The sequence below is a fragment of the Pseudomonas sp. SCPG-7 genome (assembly GCF_002156405.1).
GTDB classification, from domain to species: Bacteria; Pseudomonadota; Gammaproteobacteria; order Pseudomonadales; family Pseudomonadaceae; genus Aquipseudomonas; species Aquipseudomonas parakoreensis.
The window spans coordinates 62,538-72,679 of sequence record NZ_MVOO01000022.1 but is presented as its reverse complement, the minus strand read 5'-3'; the positions used below and the strand labels follow the sequence as shown (position 1 = coordinate 72,679).

Below are 10,142 nucleotides of genomic sequence, written 5' to 3'. Positions count from 1 at the left end.
ATCGACCCGTGCCAGTTAAAAACTGTTACCTATGTGCTTGAACTGGTTTGTTACCTATGTGGGTGAGTCATACCGTAAAGCCTTTTTGGTTACTTTTTCGGCGTCTGGAAAAAGTGACCCGCCGTAAGGGCGGAACCCTAACCAGCCTTCACCAAAAAAACGGATATACACCCAAAACTCAATCTGAACCCCGAACACTACTCCGATACATAAAAACCAAAGCCAACCCAAGACACACCATCGCCAACACCCGAGAAGACGAAAGCTCGATCGCCGGATTACCCAGCCAGCCAAAATTATCGATCAACATCCCCATCCCCAGTTGCCCGACGATCACCGCAACAGTCGCCACCGCCGTGCCCACGACAGGCACAGCACCGACCATGACCATCATGTAAACCACACCAAACAGCGCCCCGGTGAGCTGCCACTTCGGCACGTCCAAGAGGCTGACCGCCTGCGCCGGCTCAAAGAACAGAATCAACAATCCGGTGGTCACAGCCCCCACGACAAACGTCAGCAGACTACTGCGCAATACTCCGACCGTTTCACCCAGGCGTCCATTGATCGCCGCCTGCACACTCAACACCGCGCCAGCCAACACCACCACTGCCAACAAAATAACCAGACTCATCTCTTCAACCTCGCGCAATCAGAATCAATGCCACCACAATCAACACCAACGCCAGCCAGCGCTCGGCATTGACCTTCTTGCGCGTCGCGCCGAACCAGCCGAAATGGTCGATCAGTACACTCTTGCCGACCTGCCCCGAGAGAATCGCGATCATCGTCATCGCAATCCCGATATGCGGCGTCGCCAGGGTCAGCACCACCACGTACATCGGCCCCAGAAATCCTCCGATCAACTGCCAGCGCGGCAGCTCGGTCAGCGCCGGGCCCTTTTGCGGCCCTGCGAACAACAGCAGCAAAAACAGAATCGCCGAACCCACGCCGAAGATGCTCAAGGTCGCCCACAGATGCCCGACTTGCTCACCCAATGGCCCAAGCAATCCGGCTTCCACCGACAGGCCCATGCCGGCCAGAATGACCAGCGGCAATAACAACAAGCGCAGCCCCGACCGGGTAGCCGGTGCCACCCCACTTACTTCATCCAGCGTTTGCATATTCAAATTCCCATGCAAGTAAACGATGGTGCGGATTATCGGCTGGCGCCGCTGTGCGATAAATGGGAGCATCCAGACAACACTTTTGCGCAACTCGCACAACAGGACAGATTCATGCACGGGCTAAACGAACTGGGGTTCAAGACGTTGAGGCTGTTTGTGGCGGTACTCGACCACGGCAGTTTCTCTGAAGTCGCCCGTCGCGAGGGCGTGGCGCCCTCTTCGATCTCGCGGCAGATCCAGTTGATGGAGCAGGCGCTGAACCAGCAATTGCTCTACCGCCACACCCGTGCCGTGACGCCGACCGAGGCCGGGCGTATGCTCGGCCACCATGCGCGGCTGGTGCTGGTGCAACTGGAAGAAGCCGAACAGGCGCTGCAGGAGCAGCAAAGCGAACCCACCGGGCTGGTGCGCATCAATGCGCCGGTGGTGTTCGGCCAGCGTCACCTGACGCCATGGCTGGGAAAATTGTGCGCGCGCTATCCGAAGCTGCAACTCGACATCCAGCAGACCGACCATTACGTCGACCCGCTGCAGGAAGGTGCCGACCTGCTGTTTCGCATCGGCCCGCTGCACGATTCAAGCATGCAGGCGCGGATTCTGGCACCGCACAGTTTTCAGGTCGCCGCCAGCCCGACCTATCTGCAGCGCCACGGCATCCCGCAACACCCGGAAGATCTCGCGCAGCACCAGTGCCTGGCCTACAAAGGCGCAACCGGTCAGCAGCGCTGGTTCTTTCGTCAAGGTCAGGGCGACTGGACGCCTTACTCGGTCAAAGGCCCGATCACTGGCAACCACGCCGACACCCTCACCCAGGCCGCCGAACAAGGCCTGGGGCTGGTGATGTTTCCGTCGTGGCTGATTGGTGAAGCGGTGCGTGAAGGCACGCTGGTGCCGGTGTTGCGCGAGTATCAGGTGTCCAACAGTCTGGAGCCGCAGCAGATTGCGGTGCTGTGGCCGGGTAGCCGGCGACTGTCGGTGAAGGTGCGTACGGTGATCGACTTCTTCATCGAATGTTTCGGCGAAGTCCCCTACTGGGACAGACCCTGAGCCTTACACCGCCCCCCGTGTAGGAGCTGCCGAAGGCTGCGATCTTTTGACTTTGATCTTTTAACGCAAGATCAAAAGATCGCAGCCTTCGGCAGCTCCTACACGGTTTGTCTAAAATATTAAATTCGGAACTGGCCCACCAGCTTGCCCAACCGCTGCCCCAGCTCCGCCAGACTGCGCGAAGTCTGCGCGCCCAACTGGGTCTCATCCGCCACGCTGTCCACCGCCACGGCGATCTGATGCACGCTGCGGTTGATCTCTTCGGCCACCGCCGTCTGCTCTTCCGCCGCACTGGCGATCTGCGCGTTCATCGAATTGATGGTCGCAATCAGCTCGGCCATCGCATCGAGCGACGCACCGGCCTGATTGGCTTGCGCCGAGGTGCCATCGCCCGCCTCGCTGGAGCGGCGCATCGCCTCGACCGCCGACTGCGTGCCCGCCTGCAAACGATCGATCATGCCCTGAATTTCCTGGGTGCTGATCTGCGTGCGGCTGGCCAGTGCCCGTACTTCGTCCGCCACCACCGCAAAGCCACGCCCGGCCTCCCCGGCCCGCGCCGCTTCAATCGCCGCGTTCAGCGCCAGCAGGTTGGTCTGTTCGGCAATCGAGCGGATCACTCCGAGCACGCCGACAATCGACGACACGTCCTGCTGCAGGCTGTCGAGCGACACGCCGCTGCTGCGAATATCATCCACCAGCGCATGAATCTGCTTGATGCTGCCGGCCACCACGCGTTTGGCGCTCTGCCCTTCTTCATCAGTCTGCTGCGCGGCGACCGCGGCGTTCTGCGCGCTCTTGGCGACTTCCTGGGCAGCGGCGGACATCTCGTTGATCGCCGTGGCGACCTGATCGGTCTCGTGGCGCTGACGCTCCATGGCCTGATCGGAACGCTGGGCCTGATCCGATACCTGGGTCACCAGGCCGGTCAGTTGCGTAGTCATCTCGGTGATCTGTCGCACCAGGCCGTGGATCTTGTCGACGAAGCGGTTGAACGAGCCGGCCAGTTCGCCGAGCTCATCCTGGCTGCTGATGTTCAGCCGGCGGGTCAGATCGCCCTCGCCTGCGGCGATGTCGTCGAGGTTGGCTTTCATCAGGTTCAGCGGTCGCAAAATGGTGTTGGCCAACAGCATGCCCGCTGCGGCGATCACCAGCAGCACCAGCACGGCCACGCCGACGATGCTGAGGATCACGCCTTGCATACGCTCCTGCACTTGCGCCTCGACCACCGCCACTTGCGCCTCGATGCCGTCGAGGTTGACCGACGTGCCCACCGCCATGTCCCACTTCGCCAGGTATTCGGTGTAGCCGAGTTTCGGCACCAGCACGTTGGCATTGCCCGGCAGTGGCGAGCTGTATTGCAGATAGTGGGTGCCGTCCTTCGCTACTTTCACCAGGCCGAGGTTGACGTAGACGCCATTCGGATCGCGGTTGTCCTTGAAGCTTTTGCCCACGCCTTCGGGGTCGTTGGCCTTGAACAGGCGCACGGTCTCGGAGTCGTAGCCGAAGAAGTAGCCGTCCTTGCCGTAGCGGATGCCCGACAACAGCTTGATCGCCTGCGCCCGCGCCGCGTTATCACCGGGGGCGGCCGCGTCGTACAGCGGTTTGATCGTGGTCATCGCCACGGCGACGTAACTTTGCAGCGTGGCCTTGGCGTCGGCGAGCAGGCGTTCGCGGGTCTGCTCGACCTCGGTGTGCGCCTGCTGCTGGAGGATGAACAGCGTGGTCAGGCTGATGACCAGCGCAAAGAGCAGCACCGGCAGGACGGCAAGGGACAGGACTTTGGCCTTGAGACTCAAGCGCATTGGGGGGCTCACTCTTTTGGTTTTATTGGCGTGGTTAAAGGCGTTAACGGCACGCAATAGCAAAAGTTGAGTCTGCAGACACTGTATCTCCCTGTGGGAGCGGGCTTGCCCGCGATGGCGGTGTGTCAGCCACATAAATATTGAATGTGCCGACGCCATCGCTGGCAAGCCAGCTCCCACAGTTTTCAGGGTGTCAGAGGACCATCGCCGCCACCCAACCGAACGCCAGCAGCGGCAGGTTGTAATGCAGGAAGGTCGGGACCACGGTGTCCCAGATGTGGTGATGCTGGCCGTCGATGTTCAGGCCGGAGGTCGGGCCCAGCGTCGAGTCCGAAGCGGGCGAACCGGCGTCCCCCAAGGCCCCGGCGGTGCCAACGATGCAGACGATCGCCAGCGGACTGAAACCCAGTTGCACGCACAGCGGCACGAAAATCGCCGCCAGAATCGGCACCGTGGAGAACGACGAACCGATGCCCATGGTCACCAGCAGCCCCACCAGCAACATCAACAGCGCGCCGATGCCCTTGCTGTGATTGATCCACGAGGCCGACGATTCGACCAGGGTCTGCACCTGCCCGGTGGCCTTCATCACTTCGGCGAACCCGGACGCGGCAATCATGATGAAACCGATCATCGCCATCATCTTCATGCCTTCGGTGAACAGGTCATCGGTCTCACGCCACTTGACGATGCCGGACACCGAGAAGATCAGGAAACCGACCAGCGCCCCGATAATCATCGAGTCCAACAGCAGTTGCACAATGAACGCCGCCGCAATCGCCACACCGGCGATCATCAGGCTCAGCGGGTTGTACTGCACGGCCACTTGCTCGACCTGCTCGATTTTCTGCAGATCATAGACGCGCTTCTTGCGGTAGCTGATAAACGCCATGGCCAGGCCGAACAGCATGCCCAGCGCCGGAATGCCCATGGCGTGGGTGACGTTGATGCCACTGATGTCGACGCCGCTGCGCGCGACATTGGCCAGCAGGATTTCATTGAGGAAGATGTTGCCGAAGCCCACCGGCAGGAACATGTACGGAGTGATCAGGCCAAAGGTCATGACGCAGGCGATCAACCGGCGATCAAGCTGCAGCTTGGTCAACACATATAACAGTGGCGGCACCAGCAGCGGAATGAACGCAATGTGGATCGGCAGAATGTTCTGCGAGGCAATCGCCACCACCCAGAGCAGGCCGATCAGCAGCCATTTGACGCTGCCGCCCCCGGTCGCGTGTTGCCGATCGACCATCGCCAGCGCCTTGTCGGCCAGCGCATGGGCCAGGCCGGACTTGGCAATCGCCACGGCGAACGCGCCCAGCAACGCGTAGGACAAGGCCACGGTTGCGCCGCCGCCCAGACCGCTGTTGAACGCCTTGAGCGTGGCGTCGATGCCCACACCACCGGTCAGGCCACCGACCAGCGCACCGACGATCAGGGCGATCACCACGTGCACACGGGACAGGCTGAGGATCAGCATGATGCCGACCGCAGCAATCACTGCATTCATTTCACTACCTCAAAAACACTGCGATGAAATATCACCGCCAGACAGGATGAGTCCGCCAACGGTTAACCGGCGGATTGGCAAAGAGGGTCTTATTAGAAGGGCGCGCACTGTGCCGCAGAGCGGCGATGGTGTCAAAGCGAGCGGCTGAACTGAAATGTAACTGGCAATGCACAACCCTGTGATGCAGGAGATCCCTGTGGCGAGGGAGCTTGCCCCCGCTCGGCTGCGCAGCAGTCGCAAACCCGGTAGACGCGTTATGCCTGAATGAACGCATTAAAGGGGTTTGGGGGCGCTACGCACCCCAGCGGGAGCAAGCTCCCTCGCCACAGGGGTCTAAATGTCACTCGGCTGCGGCAATCGGTCATATTGCGCTTGAACAATAAAGAAAGCCGAAACGCGGCCGTTACAGTGCAAAGTCTCAGATATTTATCGAATAAGGACGTCTCCATGTCGCTCAGACAACTTTCCATTCAATGGAAAATCACCCTGCTCGCCGGCCTGTGCCTGGCGGGCATCGTGACCCTGCTGGTGGGTCTTTCGCTGTACCGCATGGAGCACAGCTCCGAGCTGGTGAAGGCTTCGAGCATGGAGATGCTGACCGAGTCGGCCCAGGCGCGCATTGAGTCGCAGGGTGAGGTGCAGGCTGCCGGGATTCGCCAGCAGTTCATGGATGCCTACCAATATGGCCACGGCTTCTCGCGGCAGGTGCTGTTTTTGCGTGAACAGGCCGAGAAGCGCTTCCTCGACGCCTTCGACCTGCGCGAAGACATGACCCGTCAGGTCAAGTCCGCACTGCAGGCCAACCCGGACCTGCTCGGTCTGTCACTGGTGTTCGAAGCCAACGCCTTGGATGGCAAGGATGAACTGTTCGCCGGTCAGGCCGAGCTGGGCAGCAACGACAAGGGCCGCTTCGCCCTGTACTGGTCGCAGCCGACTCCGGGCAAAGTCACCTCGATGGCCCTGCCGGAAAGCGACATGACCGACACCAGCACAGGCCCCAGCGGTCAGGCGGCCAATGCCTGGTTCACCTGCCCGCGCACTACGCTCAAACCCTGCGTGATCGAACCGTACTTTTATGTGATCGACGGCCAGAACGTGCTGATGACCAGCATCGTCTTTCCGCTGATGGTCAACGGCAAAGTCATCGCCTCGCTGTCGGTGGACATCAATCTCAACAGCCTGCAGGCGATCAGTCAGGGCGCGAGCAAAAAACTCTACGACGGCCAGACCGCCGTGAGCATCATCAGCCCCACCGGCCTGCTCGCCGGTTACAGCCCGGACGCCAGCAAGCTGAGCAAACGTCTGGATGCCGTGGACACCGTCAGCGGCGCCGAACTGCTGCGTCAACTCGGCGCCAGCAGCAGCGTCAGCAGCCTGCACAGCAACGGCCAGTTGAAAGTGCTGTCGCCGTTCCAGCCGATCCCCGGCGGCCCGGCGTGGGGCGTGTTGCTCGATGTGCCGGAAAAGGTGCTGGTCAGCCGCGCCGAAGCGCTCAAGCAGCAACTGGATGCGAGCAACAACTCGGGCACCCTGATCGAACTGAGCCTCGGCGTGCTGGCGGCACTGATCGGCCTGTTGCTGGTGTGGCTGATGGCGCGCAGCGTGACCAAACCGATCCTCGGCGTGGCCAATATGCTCGAAGACATTGCCAGTGGCGAAGGCGATCTGACCCGCCGTCTGGCCTACGACAAGAAAGATGAACTCGGCCAATTGGCCGGCTGGTTCAACAAGTTCCTCGACAAGTTGCAACCGATCATCGCCGAAGTGAAACGCTCGGTGCAGGACGCGCGCAACACCGCCGACCAGTCCTCGGCCATCGCGACTCAGACCAGCGCCGGCATGGAGCAGCAATACCGCCAGGTCGATCAGGTCGCCACCGCGTCCCACGAAATGAGCGCCACCGCGCAGGATGTTGCGCGCAGTGCTGCGCAAGCCGCCGAAGCGGCCAAAGACGCCGACCGCGCCACCCGTCAGGGCCTGACCGTGATCGACCGCACCACCGCGAGCATCGACACCCTGGCCGCCGACATGAGCGCGGCGATGGTTCAGGTCGAAGGGCTGGCGGCCAATAGCGAGAAGATCGGTACGGTGCTGGAAACCATCCGCGCCATCGCCGAACAGACCAACCTGCTGGCGCTCAACGCGGCAATCGAAGCGGCGCGTGCCGGTGAAGCCGGACGCGGCTTCGCCGTGGTCGCCGACGAAGTGCGCAACCTCGCCCGCCGCACGCAGGAGTCGGTGGAAGAAACCCGTCAGGTCATCGAGCAATTGCAGACCGGTACCCAGGACGTGGTCGGTTCGATGGGCAACAGCCATCGCCAGGCTCAGGGCAGTGTCGAACAGGTCGGGCAAGCGGTGACCGCACTGCGCCAGATCGGCGATGCGGTGACGGTGATCAGCGACATGAACCTGCAGATCGCCAGCGCGGCGGAAGAACAGAGCGCGGTGGCCGAGGAGATCAACAACAACGTCGCGACCATTCGCGACGTGACCGAATCGCTGTCCGGACAAGCCAATGAGTCGGCGCGGGTGAGCCAGTCGCTGAACAGCCTGGCGAATCAACAGCAGAGCCTGATGGATCAGTTCCGGGTCTGACTCGGACTTGAATCCAACTGGACTTCAATGTGGGAGCGAGCAAGCTCGCTCCCACAGCGGATTTATGGTGTTGGGGAGATCAGCGTTTGGGCAACTCGATCACCACCTTCAAACCGCCCCACTCACTCTCGCCCAACACCAGCACTCCGCCCCACGTCTCGACGATATCCCGCACAATCCCCAGCCCCAGGCCATGTCCGTCAGTCTGCTCGTCGAGCCGCGTGCCACGGCTGAACACCTGAGTGCGTTGCTCCTCAGGAATCCCCGGCCCGTCATCTTCAACGCTCAGGGCGAAGCCGTCCGTTCGTTCGATCACGCTCAGCCGCACCTCGGCATCCGCCCATTTGCAGGCGTTGTCCAACAGGTTGCCGAGCAGCTCCAGCAAGTCCTCGCGATCCCATGGCAATTGCAGCCCCGGCGGCGCGACGTAGCTCAACGCCAGATGCTCGCCGTGGATCATGTTCAACGTCGCCAGCAGCCCCGGCAGTTCCGCCTCACAATCAAACAGTGCGCCGGGCAGTGCATCACCGGATAAACGCGCGCGATTGAGTTCACGATTGAGCCGCTGCTGCACTTGCTCCAGTTGCTCCTTGAGGATCTTGCGCAGCTCCGGATGGGCATCGAGTTTTTCGCTCGACGCAAGACTCAAAAGCACCGCCAACGGCGTCTTCAGCGCATGTCCCAGATTGCCCAGCGCATTGCGCGAGCGCTTGAGGCTGTCTTCGGTGTGCGCCAGCAGATGGTTGATCTGCGCCACCAGCGGCTCGAGCTCGACCGGCACCTGATCGTCCAGTTGCGAGCGCTGGCCCTGCTGCAACTGGGCGATCTGCTCGCGCGCCCGTTCCAGCGGCTTCAACGCGCGACGTACCGTCAACCGTTGCAGCAGCAGAATCAGCAGCAAGCCGGCAAGGCCCAGACCGAGGCCGATCTGGCGCATGCGCTGGAAACTCTCGCGCACCGGGGTGTAATCCTGGGCGACGCTGATCGAGATCGACTGCCCCAAACGCCGATAATCCGAACGCAACACCAGCAACTGCTGACCGTCCGGGCCCAGTTGCAGGTTGCTGTGCAGGCCAGGATGGTCAAGCAGCGGCAAGTCCTGATCCCACAGCGAACGCGAGCGCCAGTGGCTGTCGGCAAAATCGATGCGGAAGTAATGCCCGGAAAACGGTCGCTGATAGGCTGGCGACAGGTGCCGCTCATCCAGTTGCAAACCTTGCGGGCCACGCACCAGCGCGACCAGCAGGCTTTCGCTGTCGTTGCGCAGGCCGGCCTCAAGATAACGCTGCAACCCGACTTCGAACAACCACAGGCTGGTTTGCGCCAACACCAGGCCGACGATCACCATCACGCTGATCAACCCCAGGCTCAAGCGGCGCTGGATCGACCTCACGAAGCCTGCCCGCCGAACAGGTAACCCTGGCCCCGCCGGGTTTCGATCACCGATTTGCCGAGCTTTCGCCGCAGGTGGTTGACGTGGACTTCGAGGACGTTGGAGTCACGCTCGGTCTCGCCGTCGTAGAGGTGCTCGGCGAGGTGGGTTTTCGACAGGATCTGTTCCGGGTGCAGCATGAAATAACGCAGCAGGCGGAATTCGGCGGCGGTCAGCTGAATCTCGCTGCCGTCACGAATCACGCACTGGCGACCTTCGTCCAGATGCAGGCCGGCGGCCTTGAGCGTCGGCTGGTTGGCCTGGCCCTTGGAGCGGCGCAGCAACGACTGCACCCGCAGGTGCAGCTCTTCAGGGTGAAACGGTTTGGTCAGGTAATCATCGGCGCCGGCCTTCAGGCCTTCGATGCGCTCGGCCCAGGAATCGCGGGCGGTGAGGATCAGCACCGGGGTCGACAGGCCACCGGCGCGCCATTGCGCCAGCACCTCCAGCCCCGGAACACCGGGCAGGCCGAGGTCGAGAATGATCAGGTCATACGGCTCGCTGCTGCCCTGATACACCGCATCGCGTCCGTCCGCCAGCCAGTCCACCGCGTAGCCTTGGCGCTGCAGGCCGGCGATCAGCTCGTCGGCCAGCGGCACGTGGTCTTCCACCAGAAGCAAACGCATCGG

The 10,142-nt window shown here is 61.9% G+C and carries 7 protein-coding genes and 3 pseudogenes; 3 read left to right on the top strand and 7 right to left on the bottom strand.

Annotated elements, in window-relative coordinates; genetic code table 11:
- Positions 1-178 precede the first annotated feature (178 nt).
- Positions 179-634 carry a DMT family transporter gene (locus tag B1722_RS26275; RefSeq protein WP_041070865.1) on the bottom strand — a complete coding sequence of 152 codons (456 nt, stop codon included), beginning with the start codon at positions 632-634 and terminating at the stop codon, positions 179-181.
- Between the two features lie 4 nt (positions 635-638).
- Positions 639-1,124 carry a DMT family transporter gene (locus B1722_RS26270; RefSeq protein ID WP_086794869.1) on the bottom strand — a complete coding sequence of 162 codons (486 nt, stop codon included), beginning with the start codon at positions 1,122-1,124 and terminating at the stop codon, positions 639-641.
- Positions 1,125-1,238: 114 nt separating this feature from the next.
- Here B1722_RS26270 and B1722_RS26265 point away from each other — a divergent pair, with 114 nt between their 5' ends.
- On the top strand, positions 1,239-2,174 hold the full coding sequence (locus B1722_RS26265; RefSeq protein WP_086794868.1) for a LysR family transcriptional regulator: 936 nt from the start codon (positions 1,239-1,241) through the stop codon (positions 2,172-2,174).
- 119 nt (positions 2,175-2,293) lie between these two features.
- On the opposite strand, the pseudogene B1722_RS30225 reads toward B1722_RS26265, so the two are convergent.
- The 3 genes and pseudogenes from B1722_RS30225 to B1722_RS26255 all read right to left on the bottom strand — a co-directional run.
- A pseudogene (locus tag B1722_RS30225) lies at positions 2,294-2,887 on the bottom strand (methyl-accepting chemotaxis protein); the annotation flags it as partial.
- 312 nt (positions 2,888-3,199) lie between these two features.
- Positions 3,200-3,976 (bottom strand): annotated as a pseudogene (locus B1722_RS30220) (cache domain-containing protein); the annotation flags it as partial.
- Between the two features lie 193 nt (positions 3,977-4,169).
- On the bottom strand, positions 4,170-5,486 hold the full coding sequence (locus tag B1722_RS26255; protein WP_086794867.1) for a Na+/H+ antiporter family protein: 1,317 nt from the start codon (positions 5,484-5,486) through the stop codon (positions 4,170-4,172).
- 264 nt (positions 5,487-5,750) lie between these two features.
- Here B1722_RS26255 and B1722_RS30215 point away from each other — a divergent pair.
- A pseudogene (locus B1722_RS30215) lies at positions 5,751-7,223 on the top strand (HAMP domain-containing protein); the annotation flags it as partial.
- Between the two features lie 102 nt (positions 7,224-7,325).
- Positions 7,326-8,081, top strand: a complete 756-nt coding sequence (locus tag B1722_RS30210) for a methyl-accepting chemotaxis protein (RefSeq protein ID WP_371262551.1) — start codon at positions 7,326-7,328, stop codon at positions 8,079-8,081.
- Positions 8,082-8,160: 79 nt separating this feature from the next.
- Here B1722_RS30210 and B1722_RS26245 read toward each other — a convergent pair whose 3' ends face one another.
- Together B1722_RS26245 and B1722_RS26240 are read right to left on the bottom strand one after the other, a co-directional pair.
- Positions 8,161-9,474, bottom strand: coding sequence for a sensor histidine kinase (locus B1722_RS26245; protein WP_041070848.1), 1,314 nt, complete (start codon positions 9,472-9,474; stop codon positions 8,161-8,163).
- Positions 9,471-10,139: a response regulator transcription factor gene (locus B1722_RS26240; RefSeq protein WP_041070845.1), complete on the bottom strand. Its 669-nt coding sequence runs from the start codon at positions 10,137-10,139 to the stop codon at positions 9,471-9,473. Before B1722_RS26240 ends, B1722_RS26245 begins: the two co-directional genes overlap by 4 nt.
- Positions 10,140-10,142: the final 3 nt, after the last annotated feature.

Coding starts and splice junctions, on each gene's coding strand:
- B1722_RS26265 (WP_086794868.1), top strand. CDS start 1,239: ATGCACGGGCTAAACGAACTGGGGTTCAAGACGTTGAGGCTGTTTGTG.
- B1722_RS26240 (WP_041070845.1), bottom strand. CDS start 10,139: ATGCGTTTGCTTCTGGTGGAAGACCACGTGCCGCTGGCCGACGAGCTG.
- B1722_RS26275 (WP_041070865.1), bottom strand. CDS start 634: ATGAGTCTGGTTATTTTGTTGGCAGTGGTGGTGTTGGCTGGCGCGGTG.
- B1722_RS26255 (WP_086794867.1), bottom strand. CDS start 5,486: ATGAATGCAGTGATTGCTGCGGTCGGCATCATGCTGATCCTCAGCCTG.
- B1722_RS26270 (WP_086794869.1), bottom strand. CDS start 1,124: ATGCAAACGCTGGATGAAGTAAGTGGGGTGGCACCGGCTACCCGGTCG.
- B1722_RS30210 (WP_371262551.1), top strand. CDS start 7,326: ATGGAGCAGCAATACCGCCAGGTCGATCAGGTCGCCACCGCGTCCCAC.